The 22,623-nt window shown below is 63.7% G+C and carries 27 protein-coding genes; 20 read left to right on the top strand and 7 right to left on the bottom strand.

Annotation, left to right across the window (positions count from 1 at the left end):
• Positions 1-9: 9 nt before the first annotated feature.
• Positions 10-690 (top strand): SCO family protein, encoded by a 681-nt coding sequence (locus tag ACUZUJ_RS20635; protein WP_049444101.1) that lies wholly within the window; start codon positions 10-12, stop codon positions 688-690.
• Positions 691-794: 104 nt separating this feature from the next.
• On the opposite strand, the gene ACUZUJ_RS20630 is transcribed toward ACUZUJ_RS20635, so the two are convergent.
• Both ACUZUJ_RS20630 and ACUZUJ_RS20625 read right to left on the bottom strand, forming a co-directional pair.
• Positions 795-1,373 carry a hypothetical protein gene (locus ACUZUJ_RS20630; protein ID WP_014038800.1) on the bottom strand — a complete coding sequence of 193 codons (579 nt, stop codon included), beginning with the start codon at positions 1,371-1,373 and terminating at the stop codon, positions 795-797.
• Positions 1,373-3,139: a S8 family serine peptidase gene (locus ACUZUJ_RS20625; RefSeq protein ID WP_014038799.1), complete on the bottom strand. Its 1,767-nt coding sequence runs from the start codon at positions 3,137-3,139 to the stop codon at positions 1,373-1,375. Before ACUZUJ_RS20625 ends, ACUZUJ_RS20630 begins: the two co-directional genes overlap by 1 nt.
• A 252-nt stretch (positions 3,140-3,391) precedes the next feature.
• Between ACUZUJ_RS20625 and ACUZUJ_RS20620 the strand changes: the two genes are divergently transcribed.
• The 4 genes from ACUZUJ_RS20620 to ACUZUJ_RS20605 all read left to right on the top strand — a co-directional run bounded on the left by ACUZUJ_RS20620 (position 3,392) and on the right by ACUZUJ_RS20605 (position 6,410).
• A complete protein-coding gene (locus ACUZUJ_RS20620) occupies positions 3,392-3,802 on the top strand; it encodes a hypothetical protein (RefSeq protein ID WP_458220678.1) in 411 nt (136 codons plus the stop codon).
• Between the two features lie 108 nt (positions 3,803-3,910).
• On the top strand, positions 3,911-4,351 hold the full coding sequence (locus ACUZUJ_RS20615; protein ID WP_014038797.1) for a DUF2231 domain-containing protein: 441 nt from the start codon (positions 3,911-3,913) through the stop codon (positions 4,349-4,351).
• Entirely contained in the window at positions 4,344-5,654 is a 1,311-nt protein-coding gene (locus ACUZUJ_RS20610) for a PQQ-dependent sugar dehydrogenase (protein ID WP_458220679.1), read from the top strand. Before ACUZUJ_RS20615 ends, ACUZUJ_RS20610 begins: the two co-directional genes overlap by 8 nt.
• Before the next feature lie 75 nt (positions 5,655-5,729).
• Positions 5,730-6,410, top strand: coding sequence for a hypothetical protein (locus tag ACUZUJ_RS20605; RefSeq protein WP_458220680.1), 681 nt, complete (start codon positions 5,730-5,732; stop codon positions 6,408-6,410).
• Between the two features lie 65 nt (positions 6,411-6,475).
• Here ACUZUJ_RS20605 and ACUZUJ_RS20600 read toward each other — a convergent pair whose 3' ends face one another.
• Positions 6,476-7,132, bottom strand: coding sequence for an exopolysaccharide biosynthesis protein (locus ACUZUJ_RS20600; protein ID WP_458220681.1), 657 nt, complete (start codon positions 7,130-7,132; stop codon positions 6,476-6,478).
• 149 nt (positions 7,133-7,281) lie between these two features.
• Here ACUZUJ_RS20600 and yidA point away from each other — a divergent pair, with 149 nt between their 5' ends.
• The 4 genes from yidA to ACUZUJ_RS20580 all read left to right on the top strand — a co-directional run bounded on the left by yidA (position 7,282) and on the right by ACUZUJ_RS20580 (position 11,581).
• A complete protein-coding gene (gene yidA, locus ACUZUJ_RS20595; RefSeq protein ID WP_458220682.1) occupies positions 7,282-8,115 on the top strand; it encodes a sugar-phosphatase in 834 nt (277 codons plus the stop codon).
• A 13-nt stretch (positions 8,116-8,128) separates the two neighbouring features.
• Positions 8,129-8,416, top strand: coding sequence for a colicin immunity domain-containing protein (locus tag ACUZUJ_RS20590; RefSeq protein WP_458220683.1), 288 nt, complete (start codon positions 8,129-8,131; stop codon positions 8,414-8,416).
• Between the two features lie 281 nt (positions 8,417-8,697).
• Positions 8,698-11,016 (top strand): TonB-dependent receptor, encoded by a 2,319-nt coding sequence (locus ACUZUJ_RS20585; protein ID WP_458220684.1) that lies wholly within the window; start codon positions 8,698-8,700, stop codon positions 11,014-11,016.
• A gap of 178 nt (positions 11,017-11,194) precedes the next feature.
• Positions 11,195-11,581 carry a hypothetical protein gene (locus ACUZUJ_RS20580; RefSeq protein ID WP_458220685.1) on the top strand — a complete coding sequence of 129 codons (387 nt, stop codon included), beginning with the start codon at positions 11,195-11,197 and terminating at the stop codon, positions 11,579-11,581.
• Between the two features lie 240 nt (positions 11,582-11,821).
• Here ACUZUJ_RS20580 and ACUZUJ_RS20575 read toward each other — a convergent pair whose 3' ends face one another.
• Positions 11,822-13,321, bottom strand: coding sequence for a YifB family Mg chelatase-like AAA ATPase (locus ACUZUJ_RS20575; RefSeq protein ID WP_458220686.1), 1,500 nt, complete (start codon positions 13,319-13,321; stop codon positions 11,822-11,824).
• A gap of 754 nt (positions 13,322-14,075) precedes the next feature.
• On the opposite strand from ACUZUJ_RS20575, the gene ACUZUJ_RS20570 reads away from it, so the two are divergent.
• From ACUZUJ_RS20570 to ACUZUJ_RS20550, 5 genes are all read left to right on the top strand, one after another.
• On the top strand, positions 14,076-14,474 hold the full coding sequence (locus ACUZUJ_RS20570) for an Imm10 family immunity protein (RefSeq protein ID WP_101766221.1): 399 nt from the start codon (positions 14,076-14,078) through the stop codon (positions 14,472-14,474).
• A gap of 110 nt (positions 14,475-14,584) precedes the next feature.
• Positions 14,585-14,923, top strand: a complete 339-nt coding sequence (locus tag ACUZUJ_RS20565; protein ID WP_152682134.1) for a hypothetical protein — start codon at positions 14,585-14,587, stop codon at positions 14,921-14,923.
• Between the two features lie 42 nt (positions 14,924-14,965).
• On the top strand, positions 14,966-15,406 hold the full coding sequence (locus ACUZUJ_RS20560) for an Imm44 family immunity protein (protein ID WP_049441965.1): 441 nt from the start codon (positions 14,966-14,968) through the stop codon (positions 15,404-15,406).
• 26 nt (positions 15,407-15,432) lie between these two features.
• A complete protein-coding gene (locus ACUZUJ_RS20555) occupies positions 15,433-15,840 on the top strand; it encodes a hypothetical protein (protein WP_458220687.1) in 408 nt (135 codons plus the stop codon).
• Between the two features lie 84 nt (positions 15,841-15,924).
• Positions 15,925-16,482, top strand: coding sequence for a hypothetical protein (locus ACUZUJ_RS20550; RefSeq protein WP_458220688.1), 558 nt, complete (start codon positions 15,925-15,927; stop codon positions 16,480-16,482).
• A 52-nt stretch (positions 16,483-16,534) separates the two neighbouring features.
• Here the strand turns inward: ACUZUJ_RS20550 and ACUZUJ_RS20545 are convergent, their stop codons facing one another.
• Positions 16,535-17,065 carry a cold-shock protein gene (locus ACUZUJ_RS20545; protein WP_458220689.1) on the bottom strand — a complete coding sequence of 177 codons (531 nt, stop codon included), beginning with the start codon at positions 17,063-17,065 and terminating at the stop codon, positions 16,535-16,537.
• Positions 17,066-17,110: 45 nt separating this feature from the next.
• The gene (locus ACUZUJ_RS20540; RefSeq protein WP_088027709.1) at positions 17,111-17,467 is read right to left on the bottom strand and encodes a hypothetical protein; all 357 of its coding nucleotides are present in this window, start codon (positions 17,465-17,467) and stop codon (positions 17,111-17,113) included.
• A 643-nt stretch (positions 17,468-18,110) separates the two neighbouring features.
• Here ACUZUJ_RS20540 and ACUZUJ_RS20535 point away from each other — a divergent pair.
• Together ACUZUJ_RS20535 and ACUZUJ_RS20530 are read left to right on the top strand one after the other, a co-directional pair.
• Positions 18,111-18,713, top strand: a complete 603-nt coding sequence (locus ACUZUJ_RS20535; protein ID WP_458220690.1) for a DUF998 domain-containing protein — start codon at positions 18,111-18,113, stop codon at positions 18,711-18,713.
• Between the two features lie 231 nt (positions 18,714-18,944).
• Positions 18,945-19,274, top strand: coding sequence for a hypothetical protein (locus ACUZUJ_RS20530; protein ID WP_458220691.1), 330 nt, complete (start codon positions 18,945-18,947; stop codon positions 19,272-19,274).
• 234 nt (positions 19,275-19,508) lie between these two features.
• On the opposite strand, the gene gcvA is transcribed toward ACUZUJ_RS20530, so the two are convergent.
• Positions 19,509-20,435: a transcriptional regulator GcvA gene (gene gcvA, locus ACUZUJ_RS20525; RefSeq protein WP_458220692.1), complete on the bottom strand. Its 927-nt coding sequence runs from the start codon at positions 20,433-20,435 to the stop codon at positions 19,509-19,511.
• A 111-nt stretch (positions 20,436-20,546) separates the two neighbouring features.
• On the opposite strand from gcvA, the gene ACUZUJ_RS20520 reads away from it, so the two are divergent.
• From ACUZUJ_RS20520 to ACUZUJ_RS20505, 4 genes are all read left to right on the top strand, one after another.
• A complete protein-coding gene (locus ACUZUJ_RS20520) occupies positions 20,547-21,068 on the top strand; it encodes a carboxymuconolactone decarboxylase family protein (protein WP_197587312.1) in 522 nt (173 codons plus the stop codon).
• A 50-nt stretch (positions 21,069-21,118) separates the two neighbouring features.
• Positions 21,119-21,892, top strand: coding sequence for an SDR family NAD(P)-dependent oxidoreductase (locus ACUZUJ_RS20515; protein ID WP_049443994.1), 774 nt, complete (start codon positions 21,119-21,121; stop codon positions 21,890-21,892).
• Positions 21,893-21,969: 77 nt separating this feature from the next.
• Positions 21,970-22,311 carry a carboxymuconolactone decarboxylase family protein gene (locus ACUZUJ_RS20510; protein ID WP_458220698.1) on the top strand — a complete coding sequence of 114 codons (342 nt, stop codon included), beginning with the start codon at positions 21,970-21,972 and terminating at the stop codon, positions 22,309-22,311.
• Positions 22,312-22,338: 27 nt separating this feature from the next.
• The gene (locus tag ACUZUJ_RS20505; protein ID WP_458220693.1) at positions 22,339-22,620 is read left to right on the top strand and encodes a hypothetical protein; all 282 of its coding nucleotides are present in this window, start codon (positions 22,339-22,341) and stop codon (positions 22,618-22,620) included.
• Positions 22,621-22,623: the final 3 nt, after the last annotated feature.

Here is a 22,623-nt window from a genome sequence, read left to right as displayed (position 1 = left end):
CTGCGAACCGTGAAAGGCATTGCGTTCCCCCAACGTGGCCTGCGGCTGGCCGCAGGCCTGCTGCTCGGCCTGCTGGCCGGCTGCAGCGCGCAGTCGCGCATGGACTTCTATTCCAAGGACATCGCCTGCGAAGAACTCGGCCAGCACTGGTCGATGCCCGACAGCCACGGCACCGTGCGTGGCCCGAACGACCTGCAGGGGCAGGTGACCTACCTGTTCTTCGGCTTCACCAGCTGCCCGGACGTGTGCCCGACCACGATGGTCGAGCTGAGCCAGGTGAAGCACCTGATGGGCAAGGATGCCGATCAGCTGCAGGTGGTGTTCGTCAGCGTCGACCCGGCCCGCGACACGCCGGAGGTGGCGCGTACCTATGTGGAAGCGTTCGACCCCAAGGCGATCGCGCTGGTCGGCAACGAAGCGCAGCTGGCAGCGATGGCCAGCGACTTCAAGGCGTTCTACGAGAAAGAGCCCGGCCAGGTACCGGATACGTACACCATGAGCCACATCGCCGGTGGCTACGTGTTCGACCGCCAGGGCCGCCTGCGCCTGTTCGCGCCGTACGGCATGCCGGTGGACAAGCTGTTCTCCGACGTGCAGCGCCTGCTGCTCGAGCCCGGCCACCCGGCCGCCGGCAACGGTCCGCTGGCCAGCTGCAGCCCAAGGCACAGCGACACACTCGCCGCCCGCTGACGCCACCTCTGCCGCGGTGGGTGCCGACCGTTGGTCGGCACACCCTGACATCAATCCCCCGGCCGGCCAGGAGAGCCAACCGGCCAGGGGCACCACTCAACGCCTTACTTGGTCTCTTCCCACTGCACCACGTCCGGCTCGGTGGCGCGGATACCGGCGGTGGACAGCAGCTTGGTGCTCGCATCCAGCGCCGCGTTCACCGACGGGTACTCCACGATGGCCTGGCCCGAAGCCTTCGACACCTTCACCACGGTGCCACCGGTGGCGGTGGCCGCGCGCTGGGCCGAGGCTGCATCGGTGAAGAACACCTTGACCCGCGACGTCGCCACCACCGGCGCTCCGTCACGGGAGACCGCCGCCGCGAACTTGCCGGCACCGGCATCAGCAGGCGCGGCCGCCGCGCTATCCAGCGAACGCTTGGTACGCGAGCTGGTGGTCGCCGCCGCCTGCGGGGTGATCGTGAACTGGCCACCGCTGGCCTGCTTCACCGTGGTCGAGGGAGACAGCTGGAAGCGCGTGCCGCCCACATCGAACGAGCGGCCCGTAGCGGACGCCTTCAGTTCCTGCGCATCCACGGTCGACAGGGTCCTGGCCGGAGGAGTCTGCCCCGAGCTCTGTGCCCAGGCAGGGGAGGTCATCGCCGCGAAGGCGAGCGTGCTCAACAGAATGGTCGTCTTCATCATCAGTGCCCCAGAACGCGGATCTTGAAGAATTCGAGGTTGCCGCGCGATGCTGCGGTCGCGGCCTGCCCCATGTCGGTCACTTCCAGCGTCCAGGTGCCGCTGGCATTCTCATCCAGGAAGGCATTGCTGGACAGCAGGTCCCAGCTGGTGAAGTTGCTCTGCGCGCCACCCGTGCCCGAACCGATCGCGGTGAACGCCGGTTGCACCACGCTGCGGGTACCGCTGGGCGACACCAGCACGAACTGCAGCTGGCGCGTGTTGCGGTGGTTGACCCGGAAGCCCAGCTGCACGCTTTCGATGTTGCGCGCGCCGTTGGCCAACTGGAAGGTCAGGCGTGCGGCGGCAGCCGAGGTGTTGCCGATGGCCACGGTACGCGTCGTGTTGCGCCAGCCACTGTCGACCAGCGGTCCCAGCGACTGGAAGTTCTCGGCGACCTGCACTGCACGCGCAGCGTTGACCACACCGAAGCCGTACCAGTTGCTGTAGGCACGGTTGGCCGCATTCACCGTCCAGCCCGGCACCAGCGTGCGCCCATCGGCCAGCGTCACCGCCGGCTGGTTCGGGTGGTTGCGGGTGGCGGTGGTGGCCAGGATGTACTTCACATCGCGATAGGACAGGTTCGGGTTGGCTTCCAGCACCAGTGCCGCCACGCCCGAGACCATCGGCGCCGACGCCGAGGTGCCGTTCATCTTGGCGGTGTAGTTGCAGGTGCTGTCGATGGCCGACAGGTTGCTGTCCAGCGTGTTCTGGCGGTTGGTGTTCTTGTTGCTGCCCTGCGCGCACCCGGTCACGTCGGTGGTGACGATGGCCGGGTCGTAGGCGCGTGCCACCAGGCCGGGGGCGTACTGCGCCTGCAGGCCGTACTCGCCGCCAAAGGCCGACACCCACAGGGCCGAGCCGGTGGAGGAGTACGACGAGCGCACGCCATCGGCGCGCACCGCGCCTACGGTGATCACGTTGAACAGGTTGTTGCGCGGATCGCGGCCGGCCGGCACGCAGCCGGTGTTGCGGTTCTTGGTGTCGGTGGTGCAGACATCCTGGGTCTGGCTGATCGAGGCATTGTTGAAGTTGTTGCCGGCCGACTTCACGTAGATGCCGCCGCGGCCACCACGCGTGCCTGACAGTGCCTGCTCGTACGAGCGAATCGTGTTTTCGCTGTACGCCAGCGGCAGGTTCGGATTGCCCGGGCCGGCGCCCCAGCTGTTGTTGAACACCTGCACGTCGGCCGATTCCGCGCCGTCCCACCAGGCGTACTCGATGTTGCTCTGCTGGTTGCCCAGGGCTGAGCGCGAAATCGGGTTGAAGCCTTTCAGTGTCGCCGCCGGAGCCACGCCGCGCACGCCCAGGTTGTTGGCGCCCACCGCACCGGCGATGCCGCCGACCATGGTGCCGTGGTTGTCGACATCCGGGTTGGTCGGGGTGGGGTTGTTCGAACCATTGGTGAAGTTCTTGCCGGCCACCGCCGCCACGTTGGCGGCCAGGTCCGGATGCGCGATCTGCAGGCCGTCATCGACGATGGCGATGGTGACGCCCTGGCCGCGGATGCCGTTGCGGAACAGGCCATCCACGTTCAGATCGTTGCCGGCCACCGGCAGCGTGTCGGCCGGGACCGTCTGCCCGGTGTTGAGCAGGTGCCACTGGATGCCCGCCAGTGGATCGGCCTGTTGGGCCTGGGCGGTGGCGGCCAGGCTGCCCAGCACCAGGGCAGTGGCAAGGGCCAGGCGCGCGGAGCGCGGAGGCGCGGAGCGTTGCGTGTGTCGCTTCATACACGAATCCTTCTGTTGTGAATCGGCATGGCAGGACGGCGGGGCGGGACTGCCCCATCGCAACGAGCCAAACGCGACACAACGAACAACCCCCTACCTCTTCACATAGGCAATCTGCAGATGTGCCAATTGCGTCACAAACACTTAGTACGTCTGGTTATGACAGTGCACACAAACATCTTCACGCCATCTTCGCGCGGTTGAATTTGAGTAGTGGGGAACAGGGAGAACTACTTGCAGATGACCACACACATGAAGAACGAACGGCAGCGCGGCCGTGCGCGCGCAGACCAGACCCAGCTCTCGGTCGCCGCCATCCGCAAGGTGGTGCTGGCCGTGCATACGCGCAGCCACGACTATGGCGACGATGCCGATATCGCCGAGTTGCTGCCCGAACTGGCAGCATTCGGCATCACCACGGTGAAGCCGCTGCGCCTGTTGATGAAGAAGCACCGTCGCGCGCTGCTGCAGGAGGAGCGGATCGTCATGCGGCGCGCGGAGACGCTGCATCTGCGCGCCGAATGGCGGCCCGGTGGCATCGACGTGCATGCCAACACCAGCCGCTACGCCATCGGCGGCCTGGTCCGCACCAGCATGGAACACGAATTCGGCTTCGAGACGATGCTGCCCTTCCACGAGGTGCGCGAGGACCAATCCACGTAGCGCGGTGCCCGTCCGGCGGGCGTGGCAGCCCCATCCCGGCGTCATCGCGCGCCCTCACATCGCGCTGTGCTACTACAGCCCGTGCACCCTTCCGCACGGAGCACGATGATGGTCAATCCGCTCGCCCAGGCCCATCGCGGCCTCGGCACCACGCTGTTCAGCCTGTTGAACCCGATACCCTTCGGCTTCTTCGTCGGCGCGCTGATCTTCGACGCGATCTATCTCAACAGCGCCGAGGTGATGTGGGGCAAGGCGGCCGCCTGGCTGATCACCTTCGGCCTGCTGATCGCCATCATTCCGCGCCTGATCAACCTGTTCGCGGTCTGGCGCCGCAACGGCACCGCCACCCGCATCGACCGCATCGACTTCTTCCTCAACCTGGTCGCGGTCGTGCTGGCCATCTGGAACGCCTTCGTGCACAGCCGCGATGCCTATGCCGTCGCGGTGCCGGGCACGATCCTGTCGGCGCTGACCGTGGCCCTGATCGCCCTGGGCCTGATCCTGCTGTCGATGCAGCCGCCGGTGCTGCAGGGAGGTCGTCATGGCTAAGCACATCCTGCCCACCGTGGGCGCCCTGGCGCTGGCCGTGATGCTGTCGGCCTGTGCCGGCAAAGCCGAATACCATCCCGCTGACCAGTCCGGTGCACAACCGCCGTTGCCGGCACCGAAGAACTTCCTGATGCCGCCGATGCAGGTGCCCACGGGCGTCGGCTGGGCCGAGGGGCAGTCGCCTACGGTGGCCGAAGGCCTGAAGATCGAGCGCATCGCCGCCAACCTGCTGCATCCGCGGCGGCTGCTGACCCTGCCCAACGGCGATGTACTGGTGGTGGAAGGCAACGGCCCCGGCGAAGAACCGGTCACCACGCCCAAGCAGTGGATTGCCGGCAAGGTGAAGGCACGCTCGGGCAAGGCCGGCAAGGGCGGCAACCGGGTCACCCTGCTGCGCCGCACGCCGGGCACGAACACCTGGACCCAGCACGTCTACATCGAAGGCCTGCATTCGCCGTTCGGCATCCAGCTGATCGGCGACACGCTGTACGTGGCCAACACCGGCAACATCGTGCAGTACCACTACGTACCCGGTGAAACCCGCATGTCCGACAAGGGGCGCGAGTTCACCGACCTGCCCAGCACCATCAACCACCATTGGACCAAGGAACTGCTGGCCAGCCGTGACGGCAGCAAGCTGTACGTGGGCGTGGGCTCCAACAGCAACATCACCGAGAACGGCCTGGCCGTCGAATACCGCCGCGCGGTGGTGCTGGAAGTGGACGTGGCCACCCGTGGCAGCCGTATCTTTGCGTCGGGCATCCGCAACCCCACCGGGCTGGATTGGGAGCCGAGCACCGGGAAGCTGTGGGCGGTGGCAAACGAACGCGACGAGATCGGTGCCGACCTGGTGCCGGACTACCTCACCTCGGTGAAGGAAGATGGCTTCTACGGCTGGCCCTACAGCTACTACGGCCAGCACGTGGACGAGCGCGTGCAGCCGCAGCGGCCGGACCTGGTGGCCAAGGCGATCGTGCCGGACTACGCCATCGGCTCGCACGTGGCACCGCTGGGCCTGCTGTTCTACTCCGGCCAGGCACTGCCGGCGCAGTATCACGGCGGCGCCTTCATCGGCGAACACGGCAGCTGGGACCGCTCGCCGCTGAGCGGCTACGAAGTGGTCTACGTGCCGTTCAAGGACGGCAAGCCGACCGGGCGGCCGCAGACCGTGGTCAGTGGCTTCGCCTCGAAGGACGAGAAGACGCTGATGGGGGCGCCAGTGGGTATGGCCATGGATGCCGAAGGCGCGCTGCTGGTGGCCGACGACGTGGGCGACGTGGTGTGGCGGGTGTCGGCACGATGAAGGCCGCTGGCCGGCACCGGATGAGCCGATGCTGGTCATTTCGTTACGATGCTCCCCGTCGATAGGGAGCATCGTATGAAGTTGAATCATGAAACGTCCAACGTGGCCGCGTTCAGCAGGAACCTGGAACGCGAGCTGGAGAACCTGGGGCATAGTGCCTACATCGCGCCAACCGACCATCAGGATGTTCGGCTGGGTGCGGACGTGCTTGCCTCAGATGGCCGGAACTTCTCGCTGATAGAGTTCAAGGATGAGAAGCGCGATGCAGTCACTGAAGCAAGAAAGCCGCGCAGGAAGAAGCTGTGCCGCCTCCTGGATGGGTGGTCTGACATCCATGCAAGCTGCCATCTGATCGGCTGGCGATCGACCCAGGGGGCCAATATCGAGTTTCCCGTGAGGAGCTACGGAACCTATGTCTGTACTCCCGAGATCATCCAACTTCCTCAGGCTGATATCACCTTCAGCAGCTCCATCTCCATCCATTGCGAGACGGTCCAGGCGTTTGCACAGGCGATGGTGTCGCAGAAGGTCGGAGTCGACTTTCAGAGTTTCAGGGACTACGTGCGATGGCTGCTGTCACTGGACGATGACACCGACGATAAAGGCGAAAGTGACGATGCCGACGACGTCGAACTGCTGATGTGTTGTGTCGTCGGCGGTAAGCTGTACACCAAGGAGTTCGCAAACCTCGCCGAACTCAAGCTCTGGATCGACAACGCGCCCGGCCCCAGCCCGCGTAGAACCTTTGTGATGTGATGTGACGTGCGTCCGCGCCCACCGTGGCGCGGCCTTGCCCGTATGCCCGACCCCGCAGCCGAGTATCAGATTGAGTTGCCACGCAGCCCGCTGAACACCGACTCGGCAGCAAACCCCACGCCGCCCAGCAGTACGCCGAAATACACCACCGTGGCCGCGACGAAGCCATAACCGGCTGCCACCGCCGCGCCATCGCGCTGGATGAAGCCAATCGCAAACGACATCAGCGCCAGCGCCGGCAAGGTATTGCTGAACGGAATCGGCCCGGCCGGCGCCATCAGCAGCAGGGTCGCGAACACCAGCATCAGGTTGTTCAGACGCATCATCTTCTTCGAGCGCACCATCACCGCCAGCCGCATCGGCCGCGACAGCCGCTCCATGCGGTGCACCCATTTCAGCGCACGGCCCAGGTTGGCCTTCAGCTTGTCGGTGGCGATCTCGCGGCGCGCCAGTTTCTGCGGCACCCACAGCGGGCGGTTGCGCACGCGGCTCAGGCCGATCAGCAGGATCGAGGCGCCAAACACCGTGCTCAGCCCGGGAATCGACACCGGAATGATGAAGATGGCCGAGAGCAGGATCACGATCAGCAGCAGGCCTTCATCGCCCAGCGCGCTAAGCAGGGTGCCGACGCGCACCTGGTCGCCGGGCAGCTCGTCGATCATCTGCTCGATCTGCTGGGCCAGGGGCGCGCTGTCATTGGTTTCGGGGGCACGGTAGGTCATGCGTCGCAAGGTTCTCCAGGGAAGGGCGGTCAATGGGCCGTCCTGCGGTGGGGGACGCACAGGCTCCCGCAGTATCCCGGCCAACGTGGGCAAAGAGGTGAACCGGGCATGAGGGGTTAAACTGGCGTGCCCCGCACGAGTTGAACGCAATGGACATGGGCCGCAGGCAATCGACCATCGAACTGGTCGCCATCGACATGGATGGCACCCTGCTGGACCCCAGCCACACGCTCACCGCGCGGGCCAAACAGGCGATCGCGCAGGCGCGCGCGCTGGGCGTGCACATCGTGCTGACCAGTGGCCGCCCGGTTCCGGGCCTGGAACCATTCCTGCACGAGCTGGGCATCACCGGCGACGACGACTACTGCATCGCCTGCAATGGTGGCCTGGTGCAGCGCATCGGTACGCGCGAAACCGTGGTCGAGTATCCGCTCAGCTTCGACGACTTCCTGTTCTGCGAGCAGGTGGCCCGCGACCTGGGCGTGCACTTCCAGGCGCTGGACAGCCAGCGCATGTACACGCCAAACCAGGACATCAGCTACTACACCGTGGCCGACTCGCATCTCTCGCGGATGCCGCTGTCGTATCGCCGCGTGGCCGACATGGACCCGTCGATGTCCTTCATCAAGCTGATGATGATCGACGCGCCGGACGTGCTGGATGCCGCCATCGCGCGCCTGCCCAGCGAGCTGACCGAGCGCTTCGCGGTACTGAAGAGCGCACCGTTCTTCCTGGAAGTGTTCGACCACCGCGCCGGCAAGGGGCCGAGCCTGCAGAAGCTGGCCGAGCACCTGGGCATCGAGCGCGCCAACGTGATGGCCATCGGTGACCAGGAGAACGACCTGACCATGCTGCAGTACGCCGGTACCAGTGTGGCGATGGGTAACGCCATCGATGCGGTGAAGGCGGTGGCGCGGTTCGAAACCACCAGCAATGCCGATGACGGCGTGGCACGCGCGATCGAGCGCTTCGTTCTGCAATGATCCGGCCTACATCATGAGCTGGACGTTGATGATGTTTGCCCAGTCCTTTGTCAATGAGCGGATGTCGGCACAGGTTTTCTCTCAGTCCTACATTGAGCTATGGAAGGTCGAGCGCGATCTTGACTTGCTGGCTTTGGATGACGCAGCGCTTTCAACGTGCCTGTCCAGCATCTTCTGTGCTGCCGACATGTATTGCGACGAAGAGGTAGATCGCCATGCGTATGAGCTTGATGCCGCCCAGCTGCATGCTGCCGTTGTGGCTCAGATCGATGAGTGGAAGCACTCCACGACTGCTCTCTAGCCTGACTTCGATGTATACCTGCGTATAGCCAATACATCCCCATCGCCATCGGCGCTGTACCACGGCGCAATGGCGAATGCGGCAGTGCGATGCAAGAATTTCGCACGTCGAAATCACCCCGCCGAATCCCGCAGCAGATGATCGTCCTCGTCTGCTGACCGGCGCGCACTGCGCCGTCGCTCCCTCAACGCAATCGCATCGCCAGCCAGGGCGCCGATACCGGTGCTGCAACGCGCTGGGCGTGCGCTTGCGCCGCTCTCTCCCTGCACCTGGATCTGCCGATGAACACCCCACCCACGACGCGCCTCGCCCTGGCCATCATCACGGCCATCACCGCACCTGCGTACGCCGCAGAAACGCACGACGCAGCACATGACACCCCCACCACCCTGAACGCCCTGCAGGTCATCGCCACCCCGCGCGGTGCGGCCGTTGCGCCCACCCAGGTGGTCGGTCCAAACCGCTACATCATCAAGGCCGAAGACCTCGACGCCATGGTCACCGGCAACAACGGCCTGGCCATGCTCAAGCAGGTGCCGGGCGCCAGCTACACCGCCACCGACGGGCTGGGCCTGGATATCTCCGCCACCAGCCTGTTCGTGCGCGGCTTCCGCATGAACGAAATGGGCATCACCTTCGAAGGCGTGCCGCTGAACGACAACGGCTTCCTCTCGCTTACCGGCACCAGCGTGGTGAACGTGGGCGTGCCCGATGGCATCGGCGCGATCACGGTCAGCCCCGGTGGTGCACCGGTCAGCGTGTTCTCCAGCAGCGTCAACGGCGGCAGCCTGGAATACCGGCTGCGCGAGCTGCAGGACACGCCCAGCCTGCGCGTGAAGCAGGGCGTGGGCAGCAACAGCACGCTGGTCACCACCGTGTCCGGCCAGAGCGGCCAGCTCGGTGAGCACGGCCCGAAGGTGCTGGTCGACCTGCAGCGCGTGTCCGCCGACAAGTACCAGGGCGAGGGCACGCAGAACTTCCTGCGCGGCGACCTGAAGCTGCAGCAGGACGTCGCCTGGGGCGATTTCACCGTGTTCCTGTCTGACAGCAAGGCCAAGGTCTGGGGCTACAACAACATTTCCTTCGACATGATCCGCAAGCTGGGCTGGAAGGTTGACATCTTCTATCCCGATTATGCGTGGGCGTGGTACGTGGCCTCGCCGGAGAATGCGGACAAATCCTGCGGTGCCTACACCTGCGGTGAGCTGTCCGAACTGATCCCGTACGACACCGGCCAGATCACCCGCGATCGCGTGTCCTCGATCAACCATCGCTTCCAGATCAGCCCGGCCCTGAGTGGCAACGTGCAGCTGTACAACGCCAACAGCCACACCCAGGCCACGCTCACCGACCCGACCGTGCCGTCGCCAAACGGCGCACCGTTCTCCGAACAGGTGCAGACGCCGCGTGTGAATCGGCTGGGTGGCATGTTCAACCTGCAGTTCGAGACCGGCGCGCACACGTTCACCGCCGGCTTCTGGCAGGAGAAGAGCAAGGCCGCGGCCAAGACCGAGTGGTACCAGCAGCCGCTGCTGGGCGAGGGTCCGCCGCTGAAGGCCACCGGTCCGTTCGATGTGTATGGCCCCGCGTTCAAGACCGACAACGCGTCGAGCTGGGTGACCCGCTCGCGCCAGTTCTACCTGCAGGACGACATCGTGTTGAACGACACGCTGAAGCTGGGTGTCGGCTTCAAGGCCGTGGACTTCCGCACCAGCGGTGGCGGCCTGGGGGATGCCAAGGACCGGCCGGTGAACGGCACGCTGGGGGCCAAGAGCAACTTCCTGCCGCACGTCTCGCTGTTCTGGAGCCCGACCGAATCCACCGACGCCTTCATCGACCTGGCCAACACCATGAACGGCTACCGCGTGGCCCAGCGCGGCAACATCGGCTACACCGCCTCGGCGTGGACCATCACCGACCAGGAAGAGTTCGACCGCGTGGCCGGCACGCTGCGCCCGGAAAAGAACTGGAACCTGACCGTCGGCGCGTCGCACCGCTTCGACCGGCTGACGATCACCGGCGACGTGTTCTACAACGACATCCGCAACCGCCTGCTGTCGGCCGCCATCGGCACCCAGTTCGCGCAGATCAACACCGTGCGGTTGATGCCGAAGATGCACGTGATCGGCGCCGACCTCGGCATCACCGCCGACCTGACCGACCACCTGCAGTTCTACCAGGGTGTGGCCTTGGCCCGTTCGTACTACGACAGCGATTTCGTGGTGGGCGACACGGTGTACCCGATCAAGGGCAACGCCCAGCCGGGCTATCCGCAGATCTCGCTGGTCAGCGACCTGTCGGCGCATTTCGGTGATTGGCGCTTCGGTGCCACCAGCACCTCCTACCTGCGCCAGCCCTTCACCTACGAGAACGACATCCGCGTGCCGACCTTCTGGCAGGTCAACACCTATGCCGCCTACCGCTTCGGTGCGGACAGCGTGGTGCCGGGGCTGGAGCTGCGGCTGGACGTGAGCAACCTGTTCAACCGCCACAACATCGGCACTGCCACCATCGCCGGCTCGTCGTTCTCGGGGGATTACCAGACCCTGCAGCGCAGCGCCCCCCGGCAGCTGATGTTCAGCACCTCGATGGCGTTCTGAGGCAAGGGGTGGCGGGGTCAGAGCCCTTTGCTGCGCAAAGGGATCCGACCCCGCAGCCATCCCGTGATCGGGGTCAGATCCCTTTGCGCAGCAAAGGGCTCTGACCCCCAAAACCCGGCTACAAACCTGCCTTGCGCAATCAACAGGGATTTTCTGGCGGCGACGCAAGGTTCCCACAATGTTGCTGGGTCATGCTGTCGGCATGGCACAGCACAACCCGCGAACCCCGCTGTTCGGCATCCGGGGCCCAGGACGGCCCCTGCAAGCGCTGTCCGTGGCGCCTGCAATCGACCTGCGGGCCGAATACCAGTTCTGGCAGGTCTACGAACGCGTGGTCCGCCCGCTGCCCGGTGGTGGGCTGCCGCAGGCGTGGCTGGTCTGCCAGAAGGTGTATCGCGACCGCTGGCAGCACCCGGAGGACAGCGAGGCGGCGGGGCTGTCGCGGGTGCTGTTCGGCGACAACATGACGGCTGGCCGGGCGTCGGAGCTGGCGGAGCTCCACGCGCTGGTCAGCCGTCGGGTGGCGTTGCTGGCGAAGCGGGGGCGGTTGCATTCGGCAGCCTGATGCCTGCCCTTGGTAGGGTCGACTGTCAGTCGACCGCTCTTCGCGCTCAACTGTAGGTAGAAGGCCGTGCGTGGTAGATGTACCTGCCGCATCCACTGCGGCGGATTGCAATGCTTGTCTCCCGTGCGGTAGCGTGGTCAGGTACACCCCGGTACCGTCTCTTTCCTTCTGGGCATGCGGCCGGGGTATTTTTTTGAGTGTTGCTGCTCCCGTGCGGACGAGGGCTCCAGGCAATCAGGCTCATGCATTTCCCCGATCCAACTGCCGATAGCCGATCGCCTCAGCCAGATGCGCGGTCTGGATATCCTCGCAACCCGCCAGATCCGCAATCGTGCGCGCCACCCGCAGAATCCGGTGCATCGCCCGCGCGGAAAGTTGCAGGCGTTCAATTGCCTGCTCCAGTAAGTCCTGATCGGCCTCGCTCAGCTTCGTGCATGCCCGCAGCGCCGCCGGTGGCAGATGGGCATTCAGCCCGCCACGCGCCTGCTGCCAGGCATGGGCGGCTTCCACCCGTGCACGTACCGCAACACTGGGTTCACCCAGCGGCGTACTCTCCCGCAGCTCCACCGCGTCCATGCGTGCCACGCTGATATGCAGGTCGATACGGTCCAGCAATGGGCCGGATACCCGCGCGCGGTAGCGGTTGATACGTTCGTCGCTGCACAGGCAGCGGTTGCTACGGTCCCCGGCCCAGCCACACGGGCATGGGTTCATCGCTGCCACCAGTTGGAACCGTGCGGGATACTGCACGCTCCGCGCCGCGCGGGCGATGCGGATGTGGCCGGACTCGAGTGGCTCGCGCAGGGTTTCCAACGCACTGCGGTTCCACTCCGGAAGCTCGTCCAGGAACAGCACGCCGTGATGGGCCAGCGAGATTTCACCGGGGCAGGGGGGATTGCCGCCACCCACCAGCGCTGCCGCGCTCGCACTGTGGTGAGGAGAACGGAATGGCCGTTGCCGCCAACGCCGTGGATCCAGCCCTTCACCACTCACCGAGGCAATCGCCGCCAGCTGCAACGCCTCCGCTTCCTCGGTATCCGGCAGCAGGCTGGGCAGGCGCGAAGCCAACAGCGTCTTGCCGCAGCCAGGGCTACCGATCAGCAATAGATGGTGCCCACCCGCAGCGGCGACCTCCAATGCACGCCGTGCATGCGCCTGCCCGCGCACGTCGGCCAGATCCGGCAGTGGCAACGGTGTCGTGTCCACGCGCTCCACGGGCGGCAGCAGGCGCGGATTGCCCAGACCGGCACAGCACTCCAGTAGCGTGCGCGCCACGCGCACATCCGCGTGCTCGGCCAGCGCCGCCTCGGCGGCATTGCCCGGCGGCACCACCAGGATGCGTCCGGCTTCGGCCGCCGCAATCGCCGCCGGCAGCGCGCCAGCCACCGGCCGCAGTTCTCCGGTCAGGCCAAGCTCGCCCAGGAATTCGTACTGCAGCAGCGACTGCGGATCGACCTGGCCACTGGCCGCCAGAATGCCGAGTGCGATGGCCAGGTCGTAACGCCCGCCCTCCTTGGGCAGGTCGGCGGGCGCGAGGTTCAGGGTGATGCGCCGCTGCGGGAAGTCGAAGCGCGCACAGAGCAGGGCGGCACGCACGCGCTCGCGCGATTCGCGCACGCTGGTCTCGGCCAGGCCGACAATCTGGGTGGCGGGCAGGCCACCAGAGAGATGCACTTCCACCCGCACCAGCGGGGCGTCGACCCCGGCGCGGGCACGGCTGTGGACCAGCGCCAGGCTCATGTGTGGTTTCCCGCAGAAAGACGCTTGATGGTGCGACAGGTAATCTGCGCGGGACTATCGGGAATTGCCGGCAATGCGTCTCGGGATATCTCTGCCTGCAAAGGGTGCAGCATTCGCATCAAGGGCAGTTGACCTGTGCAGCGCGGCGCTGCGATGGTGGTCTCGGAGGTCTTGCGTCAGACAAGGCGTACAACAGGGCAGTAAAGGAAAGGAGCGAGCTGAAATGCAGTGCATTCGAGTACTGATGGCCCTCTCGCTCGCCATGGGCCTGCCGGGGTGCCGGGATGAGGTGGAGAGTTCAACGTATCCCATTGGCCAGACGGGAGAGACGTGCACAGCCTACAAGGGCTTCGAGCGCCAGCCTCCTGAAGTAGTTGTGGCCGAGCTTGCCAAGCGAGGGTTGGATAGCAGCCGTTTGGTGCATAGGACAGTCTGCGGCCCGATCACAAGTTGGGACATTCTCCCCGCAGGGGCGTCGATCGATCGGATACCTCCGCCAGACGCATATGTAAGCGTCCACCTGCTGGAAGACGGCTCGGTTTCCGTCAGTACAGACCGCCCCTGACGTTGGCGCCGCCCTTGATGATCGAGCGGCGGGCGAACAGACAAAAGTACGGATGGGCTCGCAGGCGGGGCGAGTGGCACCCAGGTGGGCTGGAAGGGTGACAACGATGCGACCCTGCGTGCTGAGAGCGGCACCAGGACAGCGGCGGAGTAGACATTGAGTTTTCCACATGTCAGGAGTACCCGGGAAATGTACAGATTCAAGGCCGAAGTCGTTTCCATAGAGGAAGATGACTACTGCATCGTAGTTGGCTTGGCCGACAGCTCGACGAATCCGTCTCGTTACGTGGTATTGCAGAACGCGAAGGCGTATGACGACCAGGACGAAGAGTTGGGCATGGCGCACGCCCATATCGAGGTCGGTGGAGGTCTTGAGCCTTGCTATGGCGGTCTGGTGCATATCTCTCTGCGGCGCATGGAGCTTGAGCTGTCTCTCTCCGAAAGTGCACAGAGGAAGCTTGGGATCACTGGTGGGATTGCAGTGACACTGAAAACGTTGGAAAACGGCAGCAAGCTGGAGGCCGCGTTGCGGAAAATCTGTGTTGCGGAGGGTATTCCGCTTGATCTGAACTCGTCTGGACGGGATTGAGTTCATGCTGTGCCGCACTGCCTGCGAGAGGCGGGCTGAGCGGGGACAAAAGGCAGTAGGTCCGAACAGGCGAATGTGTTCTGGCTCATTTTCAAAGCCGGGGGAGTGGCATGAAAGCTGACGAATTTGTATCCGCTATCCAGCGCTATGTGCTTGAATCATCCGTGCGTAGTACGATCTCGAACCTGGGGTATCCACCGGGCCGTCGGGTGGCCCCAGACCTGTTGGCACGGTCCGAATGGTTCAACGGCTTGTCCGCTGTAGAAGCCGACATGTTGCGAGCCGTTGCCGGTGAAGCTGCCCGTTCGGCGGTCTTCGGGTTTCTGGCGGTGCTTGATGGCACCCGTGTCATCGATTCAGAGAAAGGCACCTTCGAGCTTCACCATGTGGGTCGCGAGAAGCGCCTGGTGAATCCGTCTGGCATCGATCTACACGACCTGATCGAATAGGTGCGGGATGCGCGCGCAGCACTGACATAGAGCGTGGGACTGATGAAACTGAACTTCGTGGCGGACTGCGACTGGGAGTCGCATGTTGGCAGGATAAAAAGTCATTACGTAGAGCGCTCCGCCACATTCGAGTCCAGGAGCTACGGGAACGAAGTGGCTTCTGTGGCATTGCTTTTCGTGTGTCGAGATCCCGAGCTGGATTTCAAGCGAAGAGTGCAGTTTCGACGAAAGAAGGCGGAGTTCTATACCGATGTGATGCTTGACCTGCCGACCATCGTTCCGCTCTCGATGAAGGAGAAAATGCGGTATGTCTCCCGCGAATTGCTTGAGCAGTTGGCGGAGCAACTGGGCAGGGTGAAGTTCAAGGACTTCGACCATGCAAGGTTTCTGATGGATCTGAAGGTATGGCTGGAGGACATCGATAGCCGTTACAACGGCCAATCGTCGGGTGCATGGCACTATGCCTCGGGCGAGGCGTCCTAGTCGCTCCGGAAGTCACCGATGCTCACTTGCTGGTCAATTTTCTCAACGGAATGAGGGATCCATTGCAGCGCTATCTTTGTGATCTGGATGTAACAGGCAATCTTTCGGCGGGCCGCGATGTCGAGCAGCTGCTCCCCGATCGATATGAGTTGGATCAGCGTGTGATTCGCTTTGTCTCCATTGAGCAGGCCAATCTGAACGCCTGGAGGGTTAGTCTTTGCGAAGTATTTGACAATGGAGCGCCTGGCTTCATCGATGTGTACGAGTTCGAGGCGGTGGATCCGGATCATCCCTTTGGTACCGAGTGGACGTTTGATTCGGTTGACGGCGCCTTGAGGTTCGCGCGGGACGTGCTGAGGACCAGTCAGGGGCGCTATGTGAACCAAGGACTGATTCAAGACGAGTACAAGGACCGCTATCATCCGGAATGGTGATACGCCTCTGGAACGAGTGGGCTATCCGCACATGAGTCAAGAATGCTCTGTGATCATTCTTTCAGATGGATGGACGAAGTTGTCATGAAGACACGCAGACTCATCTTGATTGCGCTGGGTATGTTGCCTGCAGCATCAGGCTTCCCCGCAGGGAATCCACGCGTGGACTTTGTATCGAAAGCCTTCCGCGATGGAAGTTTCATCCCGCATGTCTACAGCGAGAGGGATTTCCTGCGCCGCTATGGTGATGGCGAGCTGGTCGTGGACGCCACAGGACTGATGCGGCGTAGATACCTGGATCCCACTACCCGATTGGAGGTGCTGATCACCTCAAACCCTGACGTGGCTCCGCAGTTCCGAACCATTGATGAGATCCGCGTTTCATCGATCAGCGCGGCGCAACCCACTGCAGGTAGAACCGAGAGCCTGCGCGGCGTGAAGCTGAAAGGCGTTGCGATGGGTGATCCGGCGTCCGAGGCCATCGGCACAGCACGCAGATATGGCCAGGGGAAGACAGAGCAGGCAACGCTGGGGGGCTTCGATGTCGAGCGCATCTGTGGGTTCTCGGAGGGTGGATCGAGCATTTGCTTCTACGTTCGGGATGGGAAAGTGGTTGCGATGGCACTCGGGTTCGGCCCCTGACCGGTTGCCGTGCCCCTAGCGGTGCACGCGCAGCGCCACTACAAGCGTCAGCCTACGATGGCACTTCAGCGCGGACATGGTTGCTGGGATCGGCCTGGCGGTGGCCTGGGCCCCCAAGCAGACACCGCTGCTCATCAGGCACCAACCCATCGAAGCGCCCAAACCTCGCCTCAACCCACGAAGGCCCCGCGCTTTCCACAAGCAATCGCCCCTGGCTCTGGTGCAGATCCAGCCAACGCTCGAAGCTGCTGCGCAGGCGTTCGATATCCGGCGCCCGCCACCGTGCATCGGCAGGCATGCGGATCAGCACGCGCGAGGGTGCGTTCTCCACGTCCATCACCAGCACGCCCTTGCACCGGATCTCGAAGGACGTCGCTCCGGCATGGCGCGCATACAGTTCAAAGCCCTCGTATGCCTTCGCGGTAACGAAGCCGAGCGCATCACTGTGCAGCAGGCGGTAATCGGCCGGCCGCAGCTTCTGGTAGGCCCAGACCTGATCGCCCGCTGGCTCGGGCCACTCCACCCACATCGCGCCGATCACCGCGATGCACACCACCGCAGCGGCAAGGCCGTGCATCTTCATTCGTCACCCCGCACACAGGCAGAAAGGTCCGCGCCATAAGCGCGCTCAGTCCTTGGGTCGCATCCGCTCGTGGATGAAGGCGGTCAGCGCGAGGTCGGCCATCACCAGCCCCTCCATCACCCGGTCGCCCACGTACTGCTCCGGCTCGCCGTTCTGGCGCGTGCGCTCGGCCGCCAGCAGGATCTCCTGCACGATGCGTTGGCCGGTGAGTGCGCAGTCGGCGTCGGACAACGCCATCTGCCGGCTGCGTAGATGGTGCCGCTCGGGCCAGGGCTGGCCGTCGGCCGCAGCGCCCGCGCCGATGGCGTGCAGGATGGCGATGAGGCTGTTGGGATCCAGGGCTGGCGCGGCCGAGGGCGCTTCCTGGATGGGGCGCGGGGGCGGGGAGTGCGGCGTGGTCATGGCGGGCTCCGTGCATGCAGGCAGAAGCCGCCACCGATAAAGGTGGCGGGCAGAGCGTGGCTCGAAAACCGGATGTTGGGAACCGGCGGGTACAAGACCCCCACGCCCCGCCCGCCATAGCCGGCAGACGGATTGCCAGCCGGCACCACGCGCGGTGGTGCCGGCTGGCAAGCGCAAACTACTTCCCAACAAAACGGGCTTTCGAGTCCCGACCACCGATGCACGGTGGCGCAGTAACGATTACCTGCTGTTGTTCGGAATGCCAACGGGTAGGGGTCAATGCCGCCAAAACCCGAGACGTTTTCGGCATTGTCGCATAGCGTGGAAAGGGGCGAGAGCCTTGGTGTGCTAGGCGGAACGGCACTTCTGGAACGGAGTCGACAGAACCTTCCGTCAGAGATGTAAGGCGCGGCAAATGCGACAGCACTCACCCATCGGACATGTGTGATCGCTCATGTAACCGAACCGCTGCGACACCCGCTGGATGGCTTAAATGACTTCTTGCCTATTGAACCTACCGAGTGCCGCGCGCAATCTGACTACTGCTGTAGTCACTCACGATCGTCCTGCCCGCAGTAGGAAGGTTCTGCAGCGTTCGTCTGGATTCCACCCACTGGCGCAGGCCAAACAAGGACCACCGTACGTGTCACGCCGCAGCCGACTGCTTCTCTGCGCGGGTCTGGTCCCGCTTCCGTGGTTCCTGTTCTGGACCAGCGTTGCCGCCGTGTTCGCGCCGGGCTACAACCCGCTTGCACAGCACGCCAGCGAGCTGCTGCAGGCGCCGACGCTCGCAAGCATCTGCGGCAGGATCGCCGCCATCGGCTCCGGTGTCGGCTTCGTGGCGTTCTCCATCGGGGTATGGCGGGAGTCCGGCCGCCGGATTGCCGTAGGTGCAATCTGCTGGTTGGTCTTTGGCATCTCCATGCTGACCAACGGGCTCTGGCCCATGGGCCATCCGATGCACGGCTTCTACACCATCGGTATCGCAAACATCATTGCACCGGCGATGTCGCACATCGAACTGAGTGCGTGGTCTGCCAACCGAAGGGCGTACGCCGTGACTGCTGCGGTGAGCGTCGCGGGGATTGTCTATCTCTGGTTGAACGTGGTGGGAGCGGATCCGGAGGGGTTCAGGGGGCTGACACAGCGCCTGTTCTCGTCGATCAACTCGTTGTGGCCATTCGTGGTTGCGCTGTATCTGCTGCGCAGGGGTTCAAGCGCGCTGAAGGCGCAGCCGGCGCATTGATGGGGCGCGCGACAGGAGCATAGAGGACCGATCACGGACTTCTCGATCCAGCTCAAGGTGATCTTCTCGGGGCTCATGCCAGGGTTCTTACTGTTCAAGCCGTGGGCGCTTTTCCACTATCTGTTCCTTGAGGCTGGCACCTCGGGTGGCAAAGAGGGGAAAGGTCGTGCGCGTCTTCTGCTATAAGTAGCGCAACCGCGCCCAGAGGGCCTTCAGGAAGATAGTAGACTCATGGAGTTGTACTGGCGCTTGTTCACCAATTGCACATCGCAGCAGGCCGCTCTCAAGGTGGCGGCGCGGATCTTTGAGCAAGCTGGTCTTGAAGTCAGCAACCTCCACGCCGAGCCATATCACAAGGGCGGCTTCATGGTGAGTGCTCGCTCTCGTCATGCCGCACAATCGTGGCCTGAATTTGTGGTTCTTGCCCTGGCTTCGGCTCAATCCACCGGCCGCGGATGGCTCTTGAGTGGCTCAATTGCAGAAGAGCTGGATGCTTGGTCCAATCATTCCTTGGCTTCCAGTGTTTCGTCTATCCATATCCAGGCGGAAAGGCGGGAGTGACGAATCGCTGGAGGAGATGCCTGGTTTCGGCATGGAGCTGCTCCAGAGACCGGGGCCGCTAGCCGGTAATCATCTTGCAGTAGCGCGGCAAGGGGCAAGCTTGAGGATCGCGCATCCAGCTGGCCTGGCGGGGGCCATGCTCTCGCGCCGGTGTTCCTCGATCTGGAAGGCTCCTGCTCTTGCGATTGATGTCCGCTCCTGGCCGGAAGCGGACATCTACTGGGCCACTGACACCTACTGGTCCAAAGCTGAAGCCTGGGCCTCGGAGTGCAACCAGTGCCGGAACGTCATGACCTTGGGAAGCGATGCACACTCAGGGCGATAGACGATGTAGTAGGCAAGCGTCGCGGCAACAGAAATCTCCGGAAACAGCCTGACGAGGCGGCCGCTGGCGACATCCTCGCGCGCCATGACGCTACGCGCCAATGCGATACCCCTTCCTTCCACCGCTGCCTGTAGTACTGCTGCGGAGCTATTAACCTGCATGCCGCGCATGGCATCCACGTTGTCCGCAGCGGCACGGTGCAGCCATTCACTCCACGTCATGAAACCGGTTCTGCTGTCGACTGACAGATCATGAATCAGTGGCAGGCCAGCAAGCTGCGCTGGCTGCAGCAGGGGCCCGTGCGCCTCAAGCCAGCCTGCTGAGCAGACCGGGAAGATCTCCTCATCCATGAGCTTGTCAGCGGTCAGCCCAGGCCACTGTCCCTTGCCATAGCGGACGCCGATGTCGATGGCGTCCTGTTCGAAATCCACCAGGTTGAGACCGGTGTGGAGACGGACGTCGGTTTCAGGACATGCGGCCTGGAAGCGCTCCAGTCGGGGCAACAGCCACTTCGACGCGAACGCAGGGCTGGTGGTCACGGTCAGCAAGCCGCCTCTGGCACTTTCCTGCAGGCGCGACAGCCCGCGCGTAAGCCGGTCCAAGCCTGCGCGGATATCTGGCAACGCGCGCTCTGCCGCATCGGTGGGGGTCAGTCGACGGCTGCCGCTGCGCTCCCGCACGAACAGCTCGACGGAGAGGGACTCTTCCAGGCTCCGCACAAGCTGGCCTATCGCGGCTGGGGTTACGTGCAGCTCCGCGGCTGCGCCACTGAAGCTCTGATGCCGAGCAGCAGCTTCGACTGCCCGTAACGCGGTGAAATTCAGGTGGGTTTTCATCGCGGGATAGTTTTTCTTTGCGTCTTCCAAAGAATAAACCATTTGAGGGCGGCGGGACGCGAGCGGAAGATCCTGCCCATCTTCCCGCAACCCACGGCAGTGAACCGCCCCATGAACAGCCCGCGCATTACCTCTTGGCAGGACGGAGACCCAGTTCCCGCGAGCCTGCTGGCCGACATCCAGGCGCGCCGCCCGGACGGCCAGCTGATCGGCATCGATCGCCTGCTGCTGCGCAGCGCCCCTCTGGCCGAGGGCTGGAACGGCCTGATGCGCCGCGTGCGTGCCGAGTTTGAACTCACGTTGGAATACCTCGAGCTGATCATGCTCCGCGTCGCGGTCCTGAACGGCGCGTCGTTCGAGTGGGATGTCCACTACCCGGTTTACCTGCAGGCAGGCGGCACGGAAGCGAAGGCCGCTGCACTCCAGCAGCCTGAGCCAGACGCAGAGTTTTCCTCGCTAGAGAGACTCCTGATTGAGCTCACCGACCAGTCGACGCGAGGCGTGGTGGTGGAAGCCACGGTGATTGAAGCGCTCAAGCAGACCGTGGGGGAGCGCCAGGCCGTGGAGGCGGTGGCGACCGTCGCGGCCTACAACATGGTCTCCCGTTTCCTGGTTGCTCTGGACATCCGTTGAACCCCTGACGCGAGGCATTTGCCGCGCACCTACTTACATTGGAAACTCACATGAAAAATATCTTCGAAGGCAACAAGGTCCTGGTCGTCGGTGGCACCAGCGGTATGGGCAAGGAAACTGCACGTAAGGTGCTGGAAGGCGGCGGTCGTGCGGTCATCGTGGGCCACCGTGCCGATAAGACTGAGGAAGCGCGCGCAGAGCTGTCTGCGTTCGGTGCAGTAAGCGCCCTCACCGCCGATCTGACGTCCGAAGGCGGGCTCAAGGGCCTCATCGCGGACATCGAGAATTCCCATTCCGATGTGGATCTGCTGGTGAACGCGGCGGGTGTGTTCTTCCCCAAGCCGTTCCTGGAGCACACCGATGCAGACTATGACCAGTACATGCAGTTGAACAAGGCCTTCTTCTTCATCACGCAGAAGGTTGCGGCCAACATGATCGCGAACAATGTCGCCGGCTCGATCGTCAACATCGGCTCAATGTGGGCTCGCCAGGCGATCGCCGCGACGCCGTCCTCGGCCTATTCGATGGCGAAGGCTGGCTTGCACTCGTTGACCCAGCACCTGGCCATGGAGCTGGCTCCCCAGAAGATCCGCGTTAATGCGGTGTCGCCCGCCGTGGTTCAGACCCCGATCTACGAAGGCTTCATTCCCAAGGATCAGGTCCACAGTGCTCTGCAGGGTTTCAACAGCTTCCACCCGATCGGTCGTGTTGGTACGCCGCAGGATGTCGCCGAAGTTGTCGCGTTCCTGCTGTCCGAGAAGGCCGCGTGGGTTACCGGTGCCATCTGGGACGTGGACGGCGGCGTGATGGCTGGCCGCAACTGATCTCACCTTGAACCTTGCCAGGCCCATTGCGATGCAGCGGGCCTGGCGGGATCCAACCGTAAGAGTGCTTAGACATGATGAATGACTGGAACAACTATCGTGAGTCCTTGATTGAGAAGGTCGGGGAGTTTGGCAAGGTCAACCCGGATGTACTGCGTGGTCTGGGAACGATCGATGGCGCTGCGACAAAGAGCGGCCATCTTGAACCGAAGATCCATGAGTTGATCGCCCTGGCAGTGGCTGTAACCACCCGCTGCGACGGTTGCATCACGGTGCACACCGAGAAAGCCGTAGACCATGGTGCATCGCTTGAAGAAATCAGTGAGGCGCTTGGCGTGGCTATCGCCCTCAACGCGGGCGCCGCACTGACCTATTCGGCGCGCGTTCTCGAGGCGCGCGACCAATTGCTCGCGGGCTGAAGCGGCCCATTCCCCAGGAGAACCGCCATGGTCTATCTGCAAATTACCCTCGCCATTGCTGAATCCAACCGCGGAGCAGCTGCGGAGGTGTACACCAAGTACAAAGGCCCGTTCCTGTCCACTATCCCCGGCGCAAAGTCCAAAGACCTCCTTGTACGCAAGGAAGACGTTCAGGTGCTGCATGGCTTCGACAGCGAGCACGGCGCAAAAGCCTACCTGGCAAGCGCAATGTTCCAGAACGATGTAGTACGTGAACTTGGTCCGCTGCTGTCCGCAGATCCGGACGTGCGTATCTACAGCGCTGTCTGACAA

It is taken from the genome of Stenotrophomonas sp. S4, from assembly GCF_054187805.2.
This window is presented reverse-complemented; position numbering and strand designations above follow the sequence as displayed.

Coding starts and splice junctions, on each gene's coding strand:
- ACUZUJ_RS20565 (WP_152682134.1), top strand. CDS start 14,585: ATGAAAGCTGACGAATTTGTATCCGCTATCCAGCGCTATGTGCTTGAA.
- ACUZUJ_RS20515 (WP_049443994.1), top strand. CDS start 21,119: ATGAAAAATATCTTCGAAGGCAACAAGGTCCTGGTCGTCGGTGGCACC.
- ACUZUJ_RS20605 (WP_458220680.1), top strand. CDS start 5,730: ATGAAGTTGAATCATGAAACGTCCAACGTGGCCGCGTTCAGCAGGAAC.
- ACUZUJ_RS20575 (WP_458220686.1), bottom strand. CDS start 13,321: ATGAGCCTGGCGCTGGTCCACAGCCGTGCCCGCGCCGGGGTCGACGCC.
- ACUZUJ_RS20610 (WP_458220679.1), top strand. CDS start 4,344: ATGGCTAAGCACATCCTGCCCACCGTGGGCGCCCTGGCGCTGGCCGTG.
- ACUZUJ_RS20560 (WP_049441965.1), top strand. CDS start 14,966: ATGAAACTGAACTTCGTGGCGGACTGCGACTGGGAGTCGCATGTTGGC.
- ACUZUJ_RS20540 (WP_088027709.1), bottom strand. CDS start 17,467: ATGACCACGCCGCACTCCCCGCCCCCGCGCCCCATCCAGGAAGCGCCC.
- gcvA (WP_458220692.1), bottom strand. CDS start 20,435: ATGAAAACCCACCTGAATTTCACCGCGTTACGGGCAGTCGAAGCTGCT.
- ACUZUJ_RS20625 (WP_014038799.1), bottom strand. CDS start 3,139: ATGAAGCGACACACGCAACGCTCCGCGCCTCCGCGCTCCGCGCGCCTG.
- ACUZUJ_RS20505 (WP_458220693.1), top strand. CDS start 22,339: ATGGTCTATCTGCAAATTACCCTCGCCATTGCTGAATCCAACCGCGGA.
- ACUZUJ_RS20570 (WP_101766221.1), top strand. CDS start 14,076: ATGTACAGATTCAAGGCCGAAGTCGTTTCCATAGAGGAAGATGACTAC.
- ACUZUJ_RS20585 (WP_458220684.1), top strand. CDS start 8,698: ATGAACACCCCACCCACGACGCGCCTCGCCCTGGCCATCATCACGGCC.
- ACUZUJ_RS20620 (WP_458220678.1), top strand. CDS start 3,392: ATGAAGAACGAACGGCAGCGCGGCCGTGCGCGCGCAGACCAGACCCAG.
- ACUZUJ_RS20600 (WP_458220681.1), bottom strand. CDS start 7,132: ATGACCTACCGTGCCCCCGAAACCAATGACAGCGCGCCCCTGGCCCAG.
- ACUZUJ_RS20590 (WP_458220683.1), top strand. CDS start 8,129: ATGAGCTGGACGTTGATGATGTTTGCCCAGTCCTTTGTCAATGAGCGG.
- ACUZUJ_RS20630 (WP_014038800.1), bottom strand. CDS start 1,373: ATGATGAAGACGACCATTCTGTTGAGCACGCTCGCCTTCGCGGCGATG.
- yidA (WP_458220682.1), top strand. CDS start 7,282: ATGGACATGGGCCGCAGGCAATCGACCATCGAACTGGTCGCCATCGAC.
- ACUZUJ_RS20520 (WP_197587312.1), top strand. CDS start 20,547: ATGAACAGCCCGCGCATTACCTCTTGGCAGGACGGAGACCCAGTTCCC.
- ACUZUJ_RS20550 (WP_458220688.1), top strand. CDS start 15,925: ATGAAGACACGCAGACTCATCTTGATTGCGCTGGGTATGTTGCCTGCA.
- ACUZUJ_RS20510 (WP_458220698.1), top strand. CDS start 21,970: ATGAATGACTGGAACAACTATCGTGAGTCCTTGATTGAGAAGGTCGGG.
- ACUZUJ_RS20580 (WP_458220685.1), top strand. CDS start 11,195: ATGTTGCTGGGTCATGCTGTCGGCATGGCACAGCACAACCCGCGAACC.
- ACUZUJ_RS20530 (WP_458220691.1), top strand. CDS start 18,945: ATGGAGTTGTACTGGCGCTTGTTCACCAATTGCACATCGCAGCAGGCC.
- ACUZUJ_RS20615 (WP_014038797.1), top strand. CDS start 3,911: ATGGTCAATCCGCTCGCCCAGGCCCATCGCGGCCTCGGCACCACGCTG.
- ACUZUJ_RS20545 (WP_458220689.1), bottom strand. CDS start 17,065: ATGAAGATGCACGGCCTTGCCGCTGCGGTGGTGTGCATCGCGGTGATC.